This window comes from Microbacterium sp. PF5 (genome assembly GCF_004794315.1).
Taxonomy (GTDB): domain Bacteria; phylum Actinomycetota; class Actinomycetes; order Actinomycetales; family Microbacteriaceae; genus Microbacterium; species Microbacterium sufflavum.
Genome location: NZ_SSDQ01000071.1, coordinates 1 through 18394, shown reverse-complemented (window position 1 = coordinate 18394; position 18394 = coordinate 1). Strand labels below are relative to the sequence as shown.

Sequence of the window (18394 nt, the reverse complement as noted above, 5' to 3'; positions counted from 1 at the left end):
GTGCCCGTACTTCCGATTCGCATCATGGGCGATCCCGTCCTCCACTCCCCCGCATCCCCCGTCGAGCAGATCACCGAGGAGGTGCGCACGCTCGTCTCCGACATGTTCGAGACGATGGACGCCGCTCCCGGCGTCGGGCTGGCCGCCCCGCAGGTCGGGGTGCCGTTGCGCATCTACACGTACAACTACGTCGACGACGAGGACCGCCCCTGGCGAGGCGTGCTGATCAATCCCGTGCTGTGGATGACGCCCCCCGAGCCGGGCGCACCCGACCCCGATCTCGAGGCGGAGGGATGCCTGTCGTTCCCCGGCGAGCGGTTCCCGCTCCGCCGCTCCGATCGCGTGCGCGTGACGGCGATCGACCTCGACGGCGCGCCGGTGACGCTCGAAGTGGATGGGTGGCGTGCTCGCATCATGCAGCACGAGTTCGACCACCTCGACGGAGTGCTCTACATCGATCGACTGTCGGACGCCGACTGGAAGACCACGCAGAAGATCGCCCGCAAGCGCGGATGGGGCCGCCCCGGTGTGAGCTGGCTGCCCGGGGTGGACGACCTCGAGGGCTGAGCGCTTTCAGCCCACGCACAGCATCCGTCGAGTTGCGTCACAGACTTCGGGCACTATAGCGTGTTCGCGGCGGGGATATATCAGCATGCCCCGCACCACGCTTTGGAGGGGAAACATGATGAAGATGCGCACTCGTCGCGCGCTCGTGCTCGCAGGATCGATCGCGGCGGCCTCGCTCGCCCTGAGCGGCTGCAGCGCGATCAACAGCATCCTGGGCAGCGGCTCCGGTGACGCGAACCGCGACGAGGAGACCGGCCAGGTGACGGAGAGCGCCAACATCGACGTCTTCTCCGTGAAGCTCGGCGACTGCATGCTCGAGACCGGCTCGGGGATGCTCACCGACGCGAACGTCGTGCCGTGCACCGAGCCGCACGACGAAGAGGTCTTCCACGAGATCACGATGGACGACGGCGACTACTCGGAGGACGCCATCGGCGCCGCGTCCGAGGGGTGCATCGGCGACGCGTTCACCTCGTTCGTCGGTATCGGCTACCAGGAGTCGGCCCTCGACGTGACCACGCTCACGCCGAGCCAGGACTCGTGGGAGCAGGCGAACGACCGCGTGATCCAGTGCCTGATCGTCGACCCCGCCGGGCAGGTCGAGGGCTCCCTGGCCGGCGCCGCGCGCTGACGGTCAGTCCACCACCGCATCGGCGGCCGGGAGCGATCCGCTCCCGGCCGCCTTCTGCGTCGAGCCGCCTCCGGCGCGGTGACGGAGCATGCCGACGACACTGACGAGCACCGCGATCGCGAGCGAGATCGTGATCTGCCAGAGGGTGTCCGGCTGGAGGAACATCGCCAGGCACAGAGCGACGATCACCGCCACGACGACGTAGCTGAGCACCGGAAAACCCCACATGCGCAGGGGCACCTGCACACCTCGGCGCATCGCCGCCCGCCGCAGCCGGATCTGCGACACGGCGATCACGAGCCAGACGAAGAGGGCGATCGCCCCCGACGAGTTCAGCAGGAACAGGAAGACCGTGTCGGGATACAGGTAGTTCAGCCCGACCGTGATGAACCCCACGACCGTCGCGGCCAGCACGGCGTACCGGGGCGAGCCGTTCCGCGCCGTGCGGCCGAGCAGCGCGGGGGCGTCGCCCCGCCGAGCCAGCGAGTAGAGCATGCGGCTCGCCGTGTAGAGGCCCGAGTTCAGGCACGAGAGCACCGCCACCAGCACCACGACGTCCATGATCACCGCCGCCACCGGGATGCCGATCGCGTCGAGAACCGCGACGAACGGGCTCTTCGCGATCGAGGCGTCGTTCCAGGGCAGGAACAGCACGATCAGGGAGATCGACCCGACGTAGAAGACGATGATCCGCCACACCACGGAATTGACCGCCTTGCGGACGGCCACGGTGGGGTTGGTCGATTCCCCGGCGGCGATCGTCGCGATCTCCGAGCCGAAGTACGAGAACACCACGACGAGGATGCTCGAGAACGCGGCGAGCACGCCGTTCGGGAAGAACCCGCCGTGGGCCACGAGATTGTCGAGCCCCGGTGGGGGGAACCCGGGGAACGCGCCGAGCGCCGCCAGCACCCCGATCATGAGGAACGCGGCGATCGCGACGACCTTGACCCCGGCGAACCAGAACTCGAACTCGCCGTACGACGCGACGGACGCCAGGTTCGTGAGGGTGAGCACCACCATGAGCGCCAGAGCGAATCCCCACTGCGGGACTCCGGGCGTCCACCGGTGGAGGATCAACGCGCCGGCGGTCGCCTCGACGCCGAGGACCACGATCCAGAACCACGCGTAGAGCCAGCCGATGCTGAAGCCCGCCCATCGACCGATCGCGCGGTCCGCGTACGTGGAGAAGGAGCCGCTGTCGGGGTTCATCACCGACATCTCCCCCAGCATGCGCATCACCAGCACGACGATCACCCCGGCGGTCGCATAGGCGATGATCGCGGCGGGTCCTGCGGCGTGGATCACCGCCCCCGAACCCACGAACAGCCCGGCGCCGATGACGCCTGCGATCGCGATCATGGACATGTGGCGCGACTTGAGCCCTGAGCGCAGTTCGCGGGGGTCGGATGTCGTCATCGATCTCTCCTTCGACCGCGAACGAGGTCAGCGGTGCGACGAGAGTAACATTTTACTGTGGACAGACCGATACTCTGCAGAGTGGTCTCGTCCGCAAGGACGCGCGTCTCGGGAGACCAGAAGAGCCCCCTCCGCAGAGGGGGCTCTTCTCGTTGGCTCCCCGGCTTGGACTCGAACCAAGAACCTGCCGGTTAACAGCCGGCTGCTCTGCCAATTGAGCTACCGAGGAATGTGCTCCGCTGTGCGGGCAACTCGACAAGCTTAGCAAACTCCGAAGGCCGTTCGTGACACCGACGGCCCTTCGGCGGACGCCGGGCGTGTCGCCATCAGCCGCGGGAATCGGTCTCCGCGTTGGGCACCCAGAGCAGGTCCTTCCCCACCCCTCTCGCCACCACGTGGCCGCCGCGCAGCATGAGCGTCTCGGCGTTGAGCTCGCGGATGAAATCGGCGTCGTTCGTCACCAGCAGCGCCGCCATGCCCTCCTCGGTGCGTCGCCGCGTGATCGCGTCGAACACCACCGGGCGCACCTCGAGGTCGAGGTTGGCCAGCACCTCGTCCGCGATCAGGACCCGCGGCTCGAGCACGAACGACCGGGCGATCGCGACGCGCTGCCGCATGCCCGCGCTCAACTCGTACGGGAACTTCGACGCCGTCCCCAGGGGCAGGTGCAGCTCGTCCAACAGCGTCGCGACACGGATCGACAGCGCCTTGGTGTTGACGCGGCGCTCGCGGATCAGGATCGGCTCGGCGATGACCTCGTTGACCGTGAGCCGCGGCGGCAGATCCGCGCCCGCACCCTGCGGCACGAATCCCGTGCGGTATGTGAGGATGCGGTGCTTGCGACCGGGACGGCGGATGTCGATGCCGCAGACCTGGGCGCTGCCGCCCACCACGCGCACGGAGGGGTCGGTGGACCCGGCGAGAGCGGCGACGAGCGTCGACTTCCCCGACCCCGTGGGTCCGGCGACGCAGATGAGCCCGCCGGGCGCCAGGGTGAACGTGACCCCGTCCACGGCGCGGTTCGGTGTGCCGTGGCCGATGCGGTCGATCACCAGATCGGAGCACTCGATCGCGGACGTGGAGACGGGCCTGCGGGACATGTCTTCCATCCTGCCCGCTGCACCGCGCCCCGCCCCGTTACGACTCGGCCGAGAAGCGCTGACGCTCCACGTCGATGTCACGGAGACGGACCCGCAGAGCCCGCCCGCCGTCGGAGTCCGCCGGGACGCGCTGCACCGCACCCAGGAGCTCCTGCTTCTCCCGCTCGAGCTGCCGCACCACCAGCCGCCGCGCGAGATCCGTCGCGGAGGCGACCGCCCCCGCCTCGTCGCGCGCCGGGAACGGCGTCATCAGCAGCTCGCCGCCGAGCGACCGGTACGGCTCCCGCACCGCATTGACCGCATCGGTCACCCACCCCGGCCTGCTGCGGTCCGGAGCTGCCGCGATCGCCTCGCGCACCGCGTCGAGCCCCGGTGTGCGGAACGGCTGCGACAGGGCACGGTCGAGCAGCACCGCGTCGATCTGGTGCCCGTACTGCAGCGCACCCATGAGGGCGTCGCGCTCCACGGCCACATCGGCGGTGCGGGGCAGGCTCGCCAGCGTGACCGCGGCCACCGCGGGAGCACCCGAGGTGGCGTCGGGGGTCGAGGTCTCGCGCCTCGGCGCACCGGTCGCCGCGCCCCGAGCCGCCCGCTCGACCTCGCCGTGCACCTCGGTCGGGTCCATGCCCAGACGGCGTGCCAGTACACGCTCGTACCCCGGGCGCAGCAGACGGTCCCGGATCTCCGCCACGATCGGCGCCGCGGCCCGGAGCGCGCCCACGCGGCCCTCCACGGTCGAGAGGTCGAAGCCGGCGAGCTTGCGGTCGATCGCGAACTCGAACATCGGCTGCTTGGCGTCCATGAGCCCGCGCACGGCCGCATCGCCGCGCTGCAGGCGGAGGTCGCACGGGTCGAGCCCGTCCGGAGCCACGGCCACGAAGGTCTGCGCGTTGAAGCGGCCGTCCTCCGTGAACGCCCGCAGCGCGGCCTTCTGCCCCGCCTCGTCGCCGTCGAACGTGAACACGACCTCGCCGGAGGCGTTGTCGTCGCCCATGACACGGCGCAGGACCTTGATGTGCTCGGTGCCGAACGCCGTTCCACACGTCGCGATCGCGGTCGTGAGACCGGCGAGGTGACACGCCATCACGTCGGTGTAGCCCTCGACGACAACGACGCGCCGGGGGTCGCCGCGGGCGATGTCGCGCTTGGCGAGGTCGAGCCCGTACAGCACCTGCGCCTTCTTGTAGATCGGGGTCTCGGGGGTGTTCAAGTACTTGGGGCCCTGGTCGTCGTCGAAGAGCTTGCGCGCGCCGAACCCGATCGTCTGTCCCGACACGTCGCGGATCGGCCACACCAGTCGCCCGCGGAACCGGTCGTACACACCGCGCTGCCCGGTCGACACGAGTCCCGCGGCGCTGAGCTCGTCGCGCGTGAAGCCCTGCGCCGACAGCGCTTTGAGCATCCCGTCCCACCCGCGCGGCGCGAAGCCCACCCCGAAGTGCGCGGCCGCTCCGGCGTCGAAGCCCCGCTCGCCGAGGAACCGACGCGCGGCTTCGGCGTCGGGGGTCAGCAGCTGGGCGCGGAAGAACTCCGCCGCCGCCGTATTCGCCGCGTACAGGCGGCTGCGGCCACTGGTCTCCGGGGCCGCTCCCCCGTCTTCGTAGTGCAGGGTGTAGCCGATGCGGCCCGCCAAGCGCTCGACCGCCTCCGTGAAGCTCACGTGGTCCATCGCCCGGAGGAACGAGTACACGTCGCCCGATTCCCCGCAGCCGAAGCAGTGGTAGTAGCCGACCTGCTGGCGGACGTGGAAGCTCGGGCTCTTCTCGTCGTGGAACGGGCACAGCCCCTTGAGGGATCCGACCCCCGCCGACTTCAGCGCCACGCGCTCGCCCACGATGTCGGCGATGTTCGTGCGGGCCTTCACCTCGTCGACGTCGGCCTGCCGGATCCGCGGCATCAGTGCGCCCCTTCGGCGACGGGACGCCGCGTGACGGGGGTGCGCGTGCCGGGTCTCGCGTGACGCGGGGTCCAGATGCCGACCTCCGCCGGGTCGATCTCCCCGACGAGCCGGTTGTGCCAGTCCACCGCGCTCTGGTCGGTCAGGCTCGCGATCTGATCCACCACGACCCTCGCCCGCTCCGCGTCGCTCTCGGCGGCGACGAAGTCGGCGGCGAACGCGGGCTCCAGCACGTCGGCCCCGGCCGACCACAGCGCATCGGTCGACCACAGCGCGTCGGCGAGGCGCTTGAGCACCCGCCGCTGCTCCTTGTACACGCCCTTTCGTGCGTCGATCGTGACGATGGCCTGACCCATGATGCCCTTGAGCACGGCGATCTCGACCTCGATCACGCGCGGCACGATGACGTGCGCGTTGTAGCGGACCAGCGGTGCCGTGCCGTAGGCCTCGCGCGTCGCGGACACGGCCGCACGGGCGAAGCGCCCGATCAGGTCGCTGGTGAGGTTCTTCAGCCGTGCGAGCGACTGCCGCGAGCGGTCGAACGACGCGAGCCACATCGGCTGCGATGCCAGACGGTAGAGGGCGTCGGCGAGCTCGTCGCGCGTGAAGTCGTAGCCCACCCACTGCTGGATGCGGCTGAGCAGCGCCTCATGGGCCGCGGGGTCGGCGAGCTGCGCCACGTCGACGTAGCCGTTGACGATCGCATCCTCGAAGTCGTGCACCGAGTAGGCGATGTCGTCGGAGAGATCCATGATCTCGGCTTCGATGCACCGCAGGCGGCCGGGCGCCCCCTCGCGCATCCAGCGGAACACCGCCTCGTCCTCCGGGTACACACCGAACTTGAGCCGGCCGCCCGGGTCGGGCACGGGGCTGTCCACCGTCCAGGGGTACTTGCAGGTCGCGTCGAGGCTGGCCCTGGTCAGGTTCAAGCCGACCGAGTGCTCGTCCGCATCGAGCACCTTGGCCTCGAGGCGCGTGAGGATGCGCAGCGACTGCGCATTGCCCTCGAAGCCGCCGATCGGCTCCGCCCACTCGTTCAGCGCCCGCTCGCCGTTGTGACCGAACGGCGGGTGGCCGAGGTCGTGGCTCAGGCAGGCGGTGTCGACCACGTCGGCGGAGACGCCGAGCGCCGCGGCGAGCTCGCGACCCACCTGCGCCACCTCGAGCGAATGCGTCAGGCGGTTGCGCGCGAAGTCGGCCGTGCTCGCCGGGCTGAGCACCTGCGTCTTGGCGGCCAGACGGCGCAGCGCGGCCGAGTGAAGCACGCGGGCCCTGTCGCGCGCGAAGTCGTCGCGCTCGGAGCGGTGCGTCTCGGCGAAGAAGCGCTCGGCGTCGCGCGGGTGGTAGCCGTCGGCGCGACCGCCGACCGAGGGGTCATCCGCCACTGTTCTCGATCTCCGCTCCACGCATCATCTCCGAGGCGCTGGAGGCCAGCTCGCGCGACTCCAGCCACTTCTCCGGCAGCGCCGTCTTCTTCGGGTGGCCGGCGCGCCCGCGCTGCCCCTCGGCGTCGGCTCCAGGGTACGGTGCCGACCGGTCGAGGCGACCCAGCAGCTCGTCGATCTCGGCGAGGCTCGACGCCGTCGCCAGGCCCGTGCGGATGTCGCCGCCGACGGGGTAGCCCTTGAAGTACCACGACACGTGCTTGCGCACGTCGCGGCACCCGCGGTCCTCGTCCTCGAAGAACTCCACCAGCAGTTCGGCGTGACGGCGGAACGCATCCGACACGAAGCCGAGAGTGGCGTCGACCGTCTTGCCCTCGCCACCGAACGCGTTGGCCAGCTCGCCGAACAGCCACGGCCGCCCGAGGCAGCCGCGACCGACCACCACACCGTCGCAGTCGGTCTCGGCCATCATGCGCACGGCATCGTCGGCCGACCAGATGTCACCGTTGCCGAGCACCGGGATGCTCGTGACGGCCTGCTTGAGCTCGCCGATCGCGTTCCAGTCCGCGTGGCCGGAGTAGAACTCGCTCGCGGTGCGGGCGTGCAGCGCCACCGCGGCCGCCCCGGCGTCCTCCGCCGCGCGCCCGGCGTCGAGGAACGTGAGGTGATCGCGGTCGATGCCCTTGCGCATCTTGACCGTGAGCGGGATGTCGCCGGCGGCCTTCACGGCCTGATCCACGATGTCGGCGAACAGCTTCGACTTCCAGGGCAGAGCCGCCCCGCCGCCCTTGCGCGTGACCTTGGGCACCGGGCAGCCGAAGTTCAGGTCGATGTGGTCGGCGTGGTCCTCCGCCACGATGATGCGCACGGCTTCCGCGATCGTCTTCGGATCGACGCCGTAGAGCTGGATGGACCGCGGCGTCTCGGACTCGTGATGACGGATCAGCCGCATCGTGGTCTCGTTGCGCTCGACCAGCGCGCGCGACGTGATCATCTCGCTCACGTACAGCCCCGCGCCGTACTCCCGGCACAGTCGCCGGAAGGCCGTGTTGGTGATGCCCGCCATGGGTGCGAGCACGACCGGCACGTCGAGGTCGATCGGGCCGATGCGGAGGGGGCGGGCGGGGGCGGTGGCGACAGTCATGGCACGTCCATTCTCCCAGACCCGGAGCCCCTGCGGATGCGGCGACCTAAGCTGTGCATATGACCGATTCCGCGCTCCGTTCGATCCCGTTCACCGACGCTCAGGGTCAGGAGAAGACCCTCGACGATCTCGGTGCCGACGTGGTGATGGTGGTGAACGTGGCGTCCAAGTGCGGGCTCACCCCGCAGTACGAGCAGCTGGAGGAGCTGCAGCGCCGTTTCGGCGACCGCGGCTTCACGGTCGTCGGCTTCCCGTGCAACCAGTTCTTCGGTCAGGAGCCGGGCTCGGTCGACGAGATCCTCGAGTTCTGCTCCACCACGTACGGCGTGACCTTCCCGGTCAACGACAAGGTCAAGGTCAACGGCAGGAACGCGTCCGAGCTGTACAAGGCGCTCAAGGAGACCCCTGACGCGGGCGGCAAGGCCGGACGGGTGGAGTGGAACTTCGAGAAGTTCCTGGTGCTGCCCGACGGAGAGGTGCTGCGCTTCCGCCCGAAGCAGAAGCCGGACTCCCCCGAGATCGTCGAGGCGATCGAGGCCGCACTCTCCCGCTGACCCGGGGCCGCGCTCGTTCACCCCCGCGTCACCCGGAACGGGCTGCTCGCGGCCCTCGAACGGCCGCGGTGTTCACGCGCTCGTCAGACCCTCGCCATCCGGCGCCCCTAGTCTCCCCTGCGGCCACACCCGCCGCAGATGAAGGAGACACCGCATGCCCGACCGACTGCCGATCAGCCGGCGAACCGTCCTCACCGCCGGAGCGCTCGGCGCCCTCGGCTCCGCCCTGCCCCTCGGCACCACCGCCGCCGCCGCCGACACGACCGTGGCCGCCTCGACAGCGAAAGCCGCGCGTGGACTGCGGTTCCGCGCCGACGGGACCTTCACGGTCGTGCAGTTCAACGACACGCAGGACGATGAGCAGACCGACCGCCGCACCGTCGAGCTGATCGAGAAGGTGCTCGACCAGGAGCAGCCCGACCTCGTGGTGATCAACGGCGACGTGATCACGGGCGGATGCGAGACCCGTCTCGCCGTGAAGCAGGCGATCAACAACGTCGTGTGGCCGATGGAGTCCCGCGGCATCCCGTGGGCGGTGACCTACGGCAACCACGACGAGGACTCGCTCCCGCAGTCGGGCGTGGACGAGGCGGGGATGCTGAAGATCTACCGCTCGTACGAGTACAACGTGAATGCGGAGAACACGCGCGGCGTGACCGGCACCAGCAACACGCTGCTGACCATCGGCTCGTCGGCGAAGAAGAACCGGGAGGCGTTCGCGCTCTGGCTGCTGGACTCCGGCCGCTACGCCCCGGACGCCCTCGCCGGACAGGACTTCGCCGGCTACCCGACCTGGGACTGGGTGCGCATGGACCAGGTCGCCTGGTATCGCGAGCAGTCGCAGCGGCTCGAGCAGCGCGCCGGCCGCAAGGTCCCCGCCCTCATGTTCCTCCACATCGCGCTCTGGGAGCACCGGTTCATGTGGTGGGGCGGCGTGGACACCCGCACGGAGACCGACGCCGCCCGCGGCCGCGCGCGCCACGGCATCGTCGGAGAGCGCAACGAGGACGAGTGCCCCGGGCCCTTCAACTCGGGCATGTTCAACGCGATCGTCGAGCGCGGCGACGTGAAGGGCGTGTTCGTCGGCCACGACCACGTCAACGACTACATGGGCGACTACTACGGCGTGCTGCTCGGCTACGCGCCGGGAACCGGCTTCGGTGCGTACGGCCTCGACGGAGCGGAGCGCAACCGCCTCCGCGGCGGGCGTGTGTTCGAGCTGACCGAGAGCGGGGATCAGGTGAGCATCGCCTCGCGGGTCGTCTATGCGAAGGACCTCGGCATCGATCTCACCGCCGACGACCAGCCCATGGAACCCCTGCCGCTGGCACCTCGCCAGCAGCGCGTCTGACGCGAACGAGAGAACGGCGGGGGCCCGCGATCGGGTCCCCGCCGTTCTGATGCTCTCGGCCGGCGGCGGTCAGGCCTCGACGGCCTCGCCGCGCTGCGCCCACAGGTCGCGGAGCACGTTCTCGAACGCTGCCGGCGGCTGCGCACCGCTGATGCCGTACTGGCCGTCGACCACGAAGAACGGCACGCCCTGGATGCCGTACGCCCGGGCCTGCGCCTGATCCTGACGCACGTCGGGCAGATACTGCTCGCTCTCGAGCGCCGCGCGGGCCCTGTCGGCGTCGAGGCCGACCTCGGCCGCCAGCGCCACCAGGTCGTCGATGCGACCCACGTGCTTGCCCTCGGTGAAGTAGGCGGACATCAGCCGCTCCTCCATCTCGTGCTGAAGCCCCTCGGCCTTCGCGAAGTGCAGCAGCTCGTGCGCCTTCACGGTGTTGGTGTGCTGCAGCAGGTCGAAGCGGTACTCGAGCCCCGCGTCCGCGGCCACCCCGGTGACGTGCGACAGCATCTGCTCGACCTGCTCGCGCGGCATGCCCTTGTGTCCGGCGAGGAAGTCGACCTCGTCGCCGTGGAAGTCGACGGGCGTGTCGGGCGAGAGCTCGAACGAGTGGAACGTGACGGTGACCCGCGGGGCGTCCTCGTCGGCGGAGACCGCCTCCAGACCCTTCTCGAGATTGCGCTTGCCGATGTAGCACCACGGGCAGGCGATGTCGGACCAGATGTCGATGGAGATGGGTTCAGTCACACCTTCATCCAACCGCATGCACTCCCGGGGTATTCCGTGCTCGGTAGGATGCTCGGATGCTCTCCGCCGACGACCCGCTCCCTCGTCGGCCGGAGCGCGTGCTCGTGGCGGGCGTCACGGGCTCGGGCAAGACCACCCTCGCGCGTCGCCTCGGCGAGCTGTGGCGGCTCCGCCACGTCGAGATCGACGCGCTGTTCCACGGGCCGGGCTGGACTCCGCGCCCGGAGTTCCTCGACGACGTGCGCGCCTTCGCGGCGGAGGACCGCTGGGTGACCGAGTGGCAGTACACGAGCAAGGGCACCGACGCGTTCCTGACGCCGCGCGCCCAGCTCGCGGTCTGGCTCGACTACCCGTACCCGGTGGTGCGGGGACGGCTGCTGCGGCGGACGCTGGCCCGCGGCATTCTGCGGAAGGAACTCTGGAACGGAAACCGCGAGAAGGGGCCGTGGAACCTGCTCAACCGCGACCCCGAGCAGAACATCCTCGCGTGGCAGACGAAGACGCTGCACACCTGGAGCGAGCGGATGCCGGGCTACGTCGAGCGCTTCCCGCACCTCATCGTCGTGCGGCTGACACACCCGCGCGAGACGGAGCGCTGGCTGCGTGCTCAGGCCGAGGCGTCGGGGGTGTCGATCGCGCCGCCGAAACGCCGGTCGCGCGACAGGTAGACGCCGATCGCGCGCCACAGCTCCTCGCGCGAGAAGTCGGGCCACAGCGTGTCGAGGAACACCATCTCGGCGTAGGCCGACTCCCACAGCAGGAAGTTCGACGTGCGCTGCTCGCCCGAGCTGCGCAGGAACAGGTCGACATCGGGCATGTCGGGCACGTAGAGGTGACGCCGGACGGTCTTCTCGGTGATCGCGTTCGGCTTGAGGCGCCCGGCCGCGACATCGGCGGCGATCGCCCGCATCGCGTCGACCAGCTCCACGCGGCCGCCGTAGTTCACGCACATCGTGAGCGTGAGCACGTCGTTGCCGCGGGTGAGCTGCTCGGCGTACTGCAGCTCCTTGATGACGCTGCCCCACAGGCGCGGCTTGCGCCCGGCCCACCGCACCCGTACGCCCCACTCGTTGAGCTGGTCGCGGCGGCGGTGCAGCACGTCGCGGTTGTAGCCCATCAGGAAGCGCACCTCCTCGGGCGACCGGGCCCAGTTCTCGGTGGAGAAGGCGTAGACCGAGAGGTGTTTCACCCCGGCCTGGATCGCGCCGGCGACCACGTCGAGCAGCACCTCCTCCCCCGCCTTGTGCCCCTCGATGCGGCTGAGGCCACGGCGGTTCGCCCAGCGGCCGTTGCCGTCCATCACGATCGCGACGTGTTCGGGCACCGCGGGGAACGGCGGCGGATACACCCCGGTCCAGTCGAGCGGCCGGTAGGCGACGGCGTCCTTGTGCGTGTAGGGCTTCGGGCTCACCGTGCTCCTTCTCCCGGGGTGGTGGTGACGTGCGCGAGAGAGCGGATGCCGCGCTCCAGGTGCCACTGGGCATAGGCCGCCACCAGGCCGGAGGCGGCAGCGGTGTCGGCGTGCGGGGCGGCGTCGATGAGCTCCCAGTCGCCGCGGATGAGCGCGCGCAGCAGTGCCAGGGTCTTCTCGGCGATGCGCGGACTGCCCGCGGGGGCGTCGGCGTGGCACACGAGCCCGCCCAGCTGTGCGACGAACACGGTGTGCGGACCCGGGGCACCACAGCGGGCGCAGTCGTCGAGCGACGGCGCCCACCCCGACAGCGACATCACGCGCAGGAGGTAGGAGTCGAGGATGCTGCGCGGCACGTGCTCTCCGCGCGAGAGCGCACGCAGTCCGCCGACCAGCAGCAGGTACTGCTCCGGTGTGGCCTCCGCGTCGCTCAGCCGGTCGGCAGTCTCGACCATCGCGTTGGCCGCGGTGAAGCGGTCGTAGTGCGCCGCGATGTCGGTGCCGTACGCGCCGAGCGACTCCGCCTGCTGCACGATGTCGAGCGAGCGCCCCTCGTACAGCTGCACGTCGGCGACCATGAACGGTTCGAGCCGCGAGCCGAACTTCGACGACGTGCGCCGCACGCCCTTCGCGACCGCCCGCACCTTGCCGTGCCGGCGCGACAGCATCGTGACGATGCGATCCGCCTCGCCCAGCTTGTGGGTGCGCAGGATCACCGCTTCGTCTCGGTAGGTGGGCACCTTCCGATTATCCTCCGTGCGGGACAATGGACGGGTGACCGAACCGCTCTTCACCATTCCGCTGTGGGCGGACCTCCTCGGCGTCGGGCTCGGCGGGGTGCAGGGTGCCATGTTCGCCGCCGGATTCCAGGGGCAGCGGCGGCTCGACTGGCTCGGCGTCGCGATCATCGGGATCATGATCGGCATGGGCGGCGGTCTCATCCGCGACATCCTGCTCGGGCAGACGCCCGCGACCCTGCAGAACCAGTGGTACCTGGTGACCGCCGCGGGTGCCGCGCTCCTCGGCATGCTGCTCGCGGGGCTGTTCACCCGCCTCAACACCGCGATCGTGGTGCTCGACGCCGTGGTGATCGGCATGTTCGGTGCCTTCGGCACGAGCAAGGCCCTCGCGTTCGGCATCCCCGAGGTGCCCGCCGTGTTCATCGGCGTCTGCGCCGCGGTCGGCGGGAGCGTGCTGCGCGACATGCTGATGGGCCTGCCGACGGCGATCATGCACGTCGGCTCGCTGTACGCGGTCGCGGCTGCGGCCGGATGCACGTTCATCGTGATCGCGAACGCGGTCGGCATGCCGATCACGCTGGCCGCGATCGTCGGCATCGTCGTGACGGCGGTCATCCGGATCCTGGCGGTCACGTTCGACGTGTCCCTGCCGGAGCAGCGCCGCCTCTACCGCCGCAAGGTCGCCGCGGAGACCGGGGCCATCGCGATCGTCAAGCCGAAGGACTGATCAGGGCGCCGCGTCTCGGGTCTCGATCAGACCGGCGAGCCCGTCGATGACGCGCGCGAGCCCGAATTCCCAGGCCGCGTCCGCATCGGACGGGCCGCCCATGGCCTCGCCAGCGGCCCGGCCCACGGCTTGCGCCAGGGGGTAGTCGTCGCCGAGGTAGCCCGCGAGCCGCGGAGCGGCGTCCGCCCAGATCGGCGCGAAGTCCTCCGCTTCCGCGGCGTCACGCAGGCGTGCGGCGGCGGACCGCGTGAACTCCCGCACGAACGTGAGGGCCGCATCGCGCTCCACGTCGTCGAGGCCGAGCCCGTCGAAGACGCGGAGCTCGCGGTCGTACGTCGCGATGGTCCCGGGGCCGAAAGCGGTGCGCGGGTCGTGCACGTCGAGCAGCCAGGGGTGCGCGCGGTAGAGGGCGAGGTTGTGCGCGGCGACGAGGCGGACGCGGGCTCGCCACCCGTCGGCATCGCCCGACGGTGCGCGCTGTCCGTGGACCGCGTCGGCCATCAGCACGAGCAGATCCGCCCGGCTGTTGACGTGCGTGTAGATCGACATCGGGGTGAGGCCCAATGCCTGGGCCAGAGCGCGGATGGTGACCGCGGCGAGGCCGTCGGCATCGGCCAGGTCGATCGCGCGCGTCACGACGTCGTCGGTGGAGTGGCGGGCTCGCGGTCCACGGCGCGACGAGGTCTCAGCGGCACTGTCACGCCACAGCAGATCGACCAGATTCTTCGCCATCGGGAATAGCCTAGCCGTCGGCGCACTTAACCCTGTACGTTGTACGTTGTTTAGAACAGGAGACCCATGAACATCACCCAGACCGCCCTCTCGCTCAACGTGCCCGACATCGCCGCCTCCGCAGCCTTCGCCACCACCCACTTCGGATTCACGGAGGCCATGTCCGCCGAGGGCTTCGTGTCGCTCGAGCACCCCGGTTCCCCGCCGAACCTGATCTTCCTGCAGACCGGGCTCCCCACGTTCCGCCCGGAGGAGATCGCCGGATCGGCAGGCCAGGGCACGCTGCTGGTGTTCGTCGTGGACGACCTCGACGCCGCCTTCGCCCGCATCGCCGCCGCCGGCGCCCGCGTCGTCACACCGCCGGAGACCGAGCCGTGGGGCGAGCGCTACTGCCAGTTCGCCGACCCCAACAGCCTCATCTGGCAGCTGGTGCAGTGGGTCTGACCACCCGCCGGAGCACGCGGAAGCGGCCGGGCCCTCGGGACCCGGCCGCTTCCGTGGTGCGACCTCAGACCGCCGCGAGCTCCTGCTGGCGCGTGCGGATCGACCGGTTCACACCCGACACGATCGCCTTGAGCGACGCGGTCGAGATGTCGCCGTCGATGCCGACACCCCACAGACGCTGGTCGCCCACCTGCAGCTCGACGTAGGCCGCAGCCTGCGCGTCACCGCCCGCACTGAGAGCGTGCTCGACGTAGTCGTACACCGTGATGTCGAAACCTTGTCCGCGCAGCACCTCGACGAACGCGGCCACCGGACCGTTGCCGTTGCCGGAGACCGCGACCTCCTGGTCGTCGTCGCGCAGCACCACGTCGAGCACCACGTCACCCGACATGTCGCTGCGGGTCTGCGTGGCCAGCAGCTCGAAGCGGCCCCACTTCGCCTCGGTGTCGGTCGCCGGCAGGTACTCGTCGGTGAAGATCGACCAGATCTGCTCGCTCGTCACCTCGCCGCCCTCGGCATCGGTCTTGGCCTGCACGACGCCGGAGAACTCGATCTGGAGCTTGCGGGGCAGATCGATCGCGTGGTCGGACTTCAGCAGGTAGGCGACGCCGCCCTTGCCCGATTGGGAGTTCACGCGGATGACGGCCTCGTACGAGCGGCCCAGGTCCTTCGGGTCGACCGGCAGGTAGGGCACGGCCCACTCGATCTCGTCGACCGTGACGCCCTGCGCGTCGGCCTTCGCCGCCATCGCCTCGAAGCCCTTCTTGATCGCGTCCTGGTGCGAGCCGCTGAACGCCGTGAACACGAGGTCGCCGGCCCACGGGCTGCGCTCCGGCACGGGCAGCTGGTTGCAGTACTCGACCGTGCGCTTGACCTGGTCGATGTCGCTGAAGTCGATCTGCGGGTCGATGCCCTGCGTGAACATGTTGATGCCCAGTGCCACCAGGTCGACGTTGCCCGTGCGCTCGCCGTTGCCGAACAGGCAGCCCTCGATGCGGTCGGCGCCGGCCATGTAGCCCAGCTCGGCGGCGGCGATCGCGGTGCCCCGGTCGTTGTGCGGGTGCAGCGACAGGATCACGTTCTCGCGGTGGGCCAGGTGGCGGCTCATCCACTCGATCGAGTCGGCGTAGATGTTCGGCGTGGCCATCTCGACCGTGGCAGGCAGGTTGATGATCACCTTGCGGTCGGGCGTCGGCTCGAAGATCTCGATGACCTGGTTGCACACGTCGACCGCGAACTCGAGCTCGGTGCCCGTGTAGCTCTCCGGCGAGTACTCGTAGTAGACCTGCGTGTCGGGGATCGTCTTCTCGAACTTCCGGCACAGGCGGGCGCCCTCGAGGGCGATGTCGATGATGCCCTGCTTGTCGGTGCGGAAGACCACCTCGCGCTGCAGCACGCTCGTGGAGTTGTAGAGGTGGACGATGGCCTGCTTCGCGCCGGCGATGGCCTCGTAGGTGCGGGCGATCAGGTGCTCGCGCGCCTGGGTCAGCACCTGGATCGTGACGTCGTCGGGGATCAGGTTCTCTTCGATGAGCTGGCGCACGAAGTCGAAGTCGGTCTGGCTGGCCGAGGGGAAGCCGACCTCGATCTCCTTGTACCCCATGCTCACGAGCAGCTCGAACATGACGCGCTTGCGCTCGGGGGACATCGGATCGATGAGGGCCTGGTTGCCGTCGCGGAGGTCGACCGCGCACCAGCGCGGGGCTTCGGTGATGCGGGCGTCGGGCCACGTGCGGTCGGGCAGGTGGACGGTGATCTGCTCGTGGAAGGGCCGGTACTTGTGGATCGGCATCGCGGACGGGCGCTGAGTGTTCTGCATGATGGGCTACTTCTCTTCGTCGGAATGGACGGGCCAACACAAGCGCCGCGACGAGGAAGGCCCTAGTGTCAGGACTCGTCGCGGCAGCTAAGAAGAAGCAGACCGCCGAAAGGCATGGCGCCATGCTAGCAGGGTCGGTGCGGCCGTTTCGACCGCGCTGAGACGATGAGCCGACGCGGGACACTGATGGACATGAGCCCTTCCTCGCGTCGCCTGCTCCTCGTCGCCGCCACCGTGACCGCAGCGGTCACCCTGAGCGGGTGCGCGGTCGGACCCCGTGCGACCCTCCCACCGACCAGCACCACCGTGCCCTCCGACCAGCGGCTGGAAGACGCGCACCCCACGCCCCCGGAAGGCCGCGTGCTCGGAACGGGCACCGTGATCGACGGAACGGACGGCCCCACGCTCTGCCTCGGCGCGGTCATGGATTCGTCCCCTCCGCAGTGCGCCGGCGTGCCGCTCGACGACTGGACGTGGGACGGCGTCGACGGCAGTGTGAGCGCGCGTGACACGCGGTGGGGGTCGTACGCGGTGTACGGCACCTTCGACGGTGAGCGTCTGACCGTCTCGGATCCGCCGATCCTCCTCGCCCTGTTCGACCCGGTGGCGCCGGAGGATCCGACGGGCGGGAAGACGGGCATCACCCCGGAGGGCGAGCTGACCAGGGTGCAGGAGGACATCGCGGCGCGGCTCGGACCCGGGGCGGTCTTCGTCGTCACCGACCGTGGGTACGTGTGGCTGCAGGTTTCATGGGACGACGGCACGCTCCAGCGCGCGGCCGACGCCGAGTACGGAGACGGCGTGGTGATCGTCGAGTCGCTGCTGCGCGAGGTCGACTAGTCCTCGGGGATCAGCGGTCCTCGGGGATCAGCGCGAGCTTGCCGCCGGGGTGACCGGTGGAGAGCAGCCGGTGCGCGGCCGGTGCCTCGGCGAGCGGGAACGTGCGGGCGACCGGGACGACGAGGTCGCGGTTCTGCGCGAGCGCGAGGAGTTCGCTGCGCACCTCATCGCGGAAGCGGGCGCTGTCGGGCATCGACCCTGCGATCGCCAGAAGCCCGTCGGCGGAGGCCCGCGCGAAGTTCGCGATCGTGACGATGCGGCGGTGATCGGCCACCAGGGCGCGGGACACGTCGATCGCCTCGTCGGTGCCCACGGCGTCGAGCGCCGCAGCGATCGGTCCGTCCGCCAGCTCGGTCACCCGGTCGGCGAGACCCGGGCCGTACGCGACCGGGATCCCCCCGAAGCGTCGTACCTCATCGAAGCGGTCCGGCGCGGCGGTGCCGATCACTCGCACCTCGCGCAGCGCGGCCTGCTGCAGCACGCTGACCCCCACCGCTCCCGACGCCCCGTGCAGCAGGACCGTCTCGCCCGGTGCCGCCCCGGTGACCGCGAGCATCTCGGCCGCGGTCGTGCCGACCAGCAGGAGGTTCGCGGCCTCGGGGTGCGTGAGCGTCGTCGGCTTCGCGAAGACCTTCGCGGCGGGCACGGTCACCTCGGTCGCATAACCGCCCTGCACGCGGAAGGCCACGACCTCGTCGCCGACCGCGGCCTCACCGGAACCGATACGGGTCGCGGGGCCGATGGCCGTGAGCTCGCCCGACACCTCGTAGCCGATCGGCACCGGGAACTCGACCCCCGGACGAGCTGCCGCGACATGCTTCGCATCGGCCGGATTCACCCCGGCCGCGCGGACGCGGATCGTGACCTCGCCCTCGCGCGGCGCCGCGGG

19 protein-coding genes and 1 tRNA gene are annotated in these 18394 nt (G+C 70.1%); 8 read left to right on the top strand and 12 right to left on the bottom strand.

The window, feature by feature from the left end:
- Together def and DW297_RS05370 are read left to right on the top strand one after the other, a co-directional pair.
- Complete coding sequence (gene def, locus DW297_RS05375; protein WP_136030144.1) at positions 1-567, top strand: peptide deformylase; 567 nt, start codon at positions 1-3, stop codon at positions 565-567.
- A gap of 118 nt (positions 568-685) precedes the next feature.
- The gene (locus tag DW297_RS05370) at positions 686-1198 is read left to right on the top strand and encodes a septum formation family protein (RefSeq protein ID WP_206251150.1); all 513 of its coding nucleotides are present in this window, start codon (positions 686-688) and stop codon (positions 1196-1198) included.
- Between the two features lie 3 nt (positions 1199-1201).
- Here the strand turns inward: DW297_RS05370 and DW297_RS05365 are convergent, their stop codons facing one another.
- From DW297_RS05365 to dusB, 6 genes are all read right to left on the bottom strand, one after another.
- On the bottom strand, positions 1202-2617 hold the full coding sequence (locus tag DW297_RS05365; protein WP_136030139.1) for an amino acid permease: 1416 nt from the start codon (positions 2615-2617) through the stop codon (positions 1202-1204).
- Positions 2618-2770: 153 nt separating this feature from the next.
- Positions 2771-2846: transfer RNA gene (locus DW297_RS05360), tRNA-Asn, on the bottom strand.
- 97 nt (positions 2847-2943) lie between these two features.
- Positions 2944-3717: an ATP-binding cassette domain-containing protein gene (locus DW297_RS05355; protein WP_136030137.1), complete on the bottom strand. Its 774-nt coding sequence runs from the start codon at positions 3715-3717 to the stop codon at positions 2944-2946.
- 37 nt (positions 3718-3754) lie between these two features.
- Complete coding sequence (dnaG, locus tag DW297_RS05350) at positions 3755-5614, bottom strand: DNA primase (protein WP_136030135.1); 1860 nt, start codon at positions 5612-5614, stop codon at positions 3755-3757.
- The gene (locus DW297_RS05345; protein ID WP_136030133.1) at positions 5614-6999 is read right to left on the bottom strand and encodes a deoxyguanosinetriphosphate triphosphohydrolase; all 1386 of its coding nucleotides are present in this window, start codon (positions 6997-6999) and stop codon (positions 5614-5616) included. Before DW297_RS05345 ends, dnaG begins: the two co-directional genes overlap by 1 nt.
- Entirely contained in the window at positions 6989-8143 is a 1155-nt protein-coding gene (gene dusB, locus DW297_RS05340; protein ID WP_136030131.1) for a tRNA dihydrouridine synthase DusB, read from the bottom strand. The genes DW297_RS05345 and dusB overlap by 11 nt, the downstream gene beginning before the upstream one ends.
- Positions 8144-8202: 59 nt before the next feature.
- Between dusB and DW297_RS05335 the strand changes: the two genes are divergently transcribed.
- On the top strand, positions 8203-8697 hold the full coding sequence (locus tag DW297_RS05335) for a glutathione peroxidase (RefSeq protein ID WP_136030129.1): 495 nt from the start codon (positions 8203-8205) through the stop codon (positions 8695-8697).
- Positions 8698-8851: 154 nt separating this feature from the next.
- Positions 8852-10048, top strand: coding sequence for a metallophosphoesterase family protein (locus DW297_RS05330; RefSeq protein WP_168442801.1), 1197 nt, complete (start codon positions 8852-8854; stop codon positions 10046-10048).
- Between the two features lie 69 nt (positions 10049-10117).
- Here DW297_RS05330 and DW297_RS05325 read toward each other — a convergent pair whose 3' ends face one another.
- Positions 10118-10792, bottom strand: a complete 675-nt coding sequence (locus DW297_RS05325) for a DsbA family oxidoreductase (RefSeq protein ID WP_136030127.1) — start codon at positions 10790-10792, stop codon at positions 10118-10120.
- 56 nt (positions 10793-10848) lie between these two features.
- Here DW297_RS05325 and DW297_RS05320 point away from each other — a divergent pair, with 56 nt between their 5' ends.
- Complete coding sequence (locus tag DW297_RS05320) at positions 10849-11460, top strand: AAA family ATPase (protein WP_136030125.1); 612 nt, start codon at positions 10849-10851, stop codon at positions 11458-11460.
- On the opposite strand, the gene DW297_RS05315 is transcribed toward DW297_RS05320, so the two are convergent.
- Together DW297_RS05315 and recO are read right to left on the bottom strand one after the other, a co-directional pair.
- Positions 11400-12203 (bottom strand): isoprenyl transferase, encoded by an 804-nt coding sequence (locus DW297_RS05315; RefSeq protein ID WP_136030123.1) that lies wholly within the window; start codon positions 12201-12203, stop codon positions 11400-11402. The genes DW297_RS05320 and DW297_RS05315 overlap by 61 nt on opposite strands.
- Positions 12200-12943, bottom strand: coding sequence for a DNA repair protein RecO (recO, locus tag DW297_RS05310; protein ID WP_136030121.1), 744 nt, complete (start codon positions 12941-12943; stop codon positions 12200-12202). Before recO ends, DW297_RS05315 begins: the two co-directional genes overlap by 4 nt.
- 34 nt (positions 12944-12977) lie before the next feature.
- Here recO and DW297_RS05305 point away from each other — a divergent pair, with 34 nt between their 5' ends.
- A complete protein-coding gene (locus DW297_RS05305; protein ID WP_136030119.1) occupies positions 12978-13670 on the top strand; it encodes a trimeric intracellular cation channel family protein in 693 nt (230 codons plus the stop codon).
- On the opposite strand, the gene DW297_RS05300 is transcribed toward DW297_RS05305, so the two are convergent.
- On the bottom strand, positions 13671-14402 hold the full coding sequence (locus DW297_RS05300) for a TetR/AcrR family transcriptional regulator (RefSeq protein ID WP_136030117.1): 732 nt from the start codon (positions 14400-14402) through the stop codon (positions 13671-13673).
- 66 nt (positions 14403-14468) lie between these two features.
- Here DW297_RS05300 and DW297_RS05295 point away from each other — a divergent pair, with 66 nt between their 5' ends.
- Positions 14469-14846, top strand: a complete 378-nt coding sequence (locus DW297_RS05295; RefSeq protein WP_136030114.1) for a VOC family protein — start codon at positions 14469-14471, stop codon at positions 14844-14846.
- Between the two features lie 64 nt (positions 14847-14910).
- Here the strand turns inward: DW297_RS05295 and leuA are convergent, their stop codons facing one another.
- The gene (leuA, locus tag DW297_RS05290; RefSeq protein WP_136030113.1) at positions 14911-16665 is read right to left on the bottom strand and encodes a 2-isopropylmalate synthase; all 1755 of its coding nucleotides are present in this window, start codon (positions 16663-16665) and stop codon (positions 14911-14913) included.
- A 192-nt stretch (positions 16666-16857) separates the two neighbouring features.
- On the opposite strand from leuA, the gene DW297_RS05285 reads away from it, so the two are divergent.
- A complete protein-coding gene (locus DW297_RS05285; protein WP_240744527.1) occupies positions 16858-17505 on the top strand; it encodes a hypothetical protein in 648 nt (215 codons plus the stop codon).
- A 10-nt stretch (positions 17506-17515) separates the two neighbouring features.
- Here the strand turns inward: DW297_RS05285 and DW297_RS05280 are convergent.
- Positions 17516-18394 (bottom strand): NADP-dependent oxidoreductase (locus DW297_RS05280; protein ID WP_136030108.1); only part of this gene is annotated, 879 nt, incomplete at its 5' end.

Excerpts from the sequence above, each read along its gene's own strand:
- DW297_RS05285 (WP_240744527.1), top strand. The coding sequence starts at position 16,858 with ATGAGCCCTTCCTCGCGTCGCCTGCTCCTCGTCGCCGCCACCGTGACC.
- dusB (WP_136030131.1), bottom strand. The coding sequence starts at position 8,143 with ATGACTGTCGCCACCGCCCCCGCCCGCCCCCTCCGCATCGGCCCGATC.
- DW297_RS05335 (WP_136030129.1), top strand. The coding sequence starts at position 8,203 with ATGACCGATTCCGCGCTCCGTTCGATCCCGTTCACCGACGCTCAGGGT.
- DW297_RS05355 (WP_136030137.1), bottom strand. The coding sequence starts at position 3,717 with ATGTCCCGCAGGCCCGTCTCCACGTCCGCGATCGAGTGCTCCGATCTG.
- DW297_RS05370 (WP_206251150.1), top strand. The coding sequence starts at position 686 with ATGAAGATGCGCACTCGTCGCGCGCTCGTGCTCGCAGGATCGATCGCG.
- DW297_RS05295 (WP_136030114.1), top strand. The coding sequence starts at position 14,469 with ATGAACATCACCCAGACCGCCCTCTCGCTCAACGTGCCCGACATCGCC.
- dnaG (WP_136030135.1), bottom strand. The coding sequence starts at position 5,614 with ATGCCGCGGATCCGGCAGGCCGACGTCGACGAGGTGAAGGCCCGCACG.
- DW297_RS05365 (WP_136030139.1), bottom strand. The coding sequence starts at position 2,617 with ATGACGACATCCGACCCCCGCGAACTGCGCTCAGGGCTCAAGTCGCGC.
- DW297_RS05330 (WP_168442801.1), top strand. The coding sequence starts at position 8,852 with ATGCCCGACCGACTGCCGATCAGCCGGCGAACCGTCCTCACCGCCGGA.
- leuA (WP_136030113.1), bottom strand. The coding sequence starts at position 16,665 with ATGCAGAACACTCAGCGCCCGTCCGCGATGCCGATCCACAAGTACCGG.
- DW297_RS05320 (WP_136030125.1), top strand. The coding sequence starts at position 10,849 with ATGCTCTCCGCCGACGACCCGCTCCCTCGTCGGCCGGAGCGCGTGCTC.
- DW297_RS05300 (WP_136030117.1), bottom strand. The coding sequence starts at position 14,402 with ATGGCGAAGAATCTGGTCGATCTGCTGTGGCGTGACAGTGCCGCTGAG.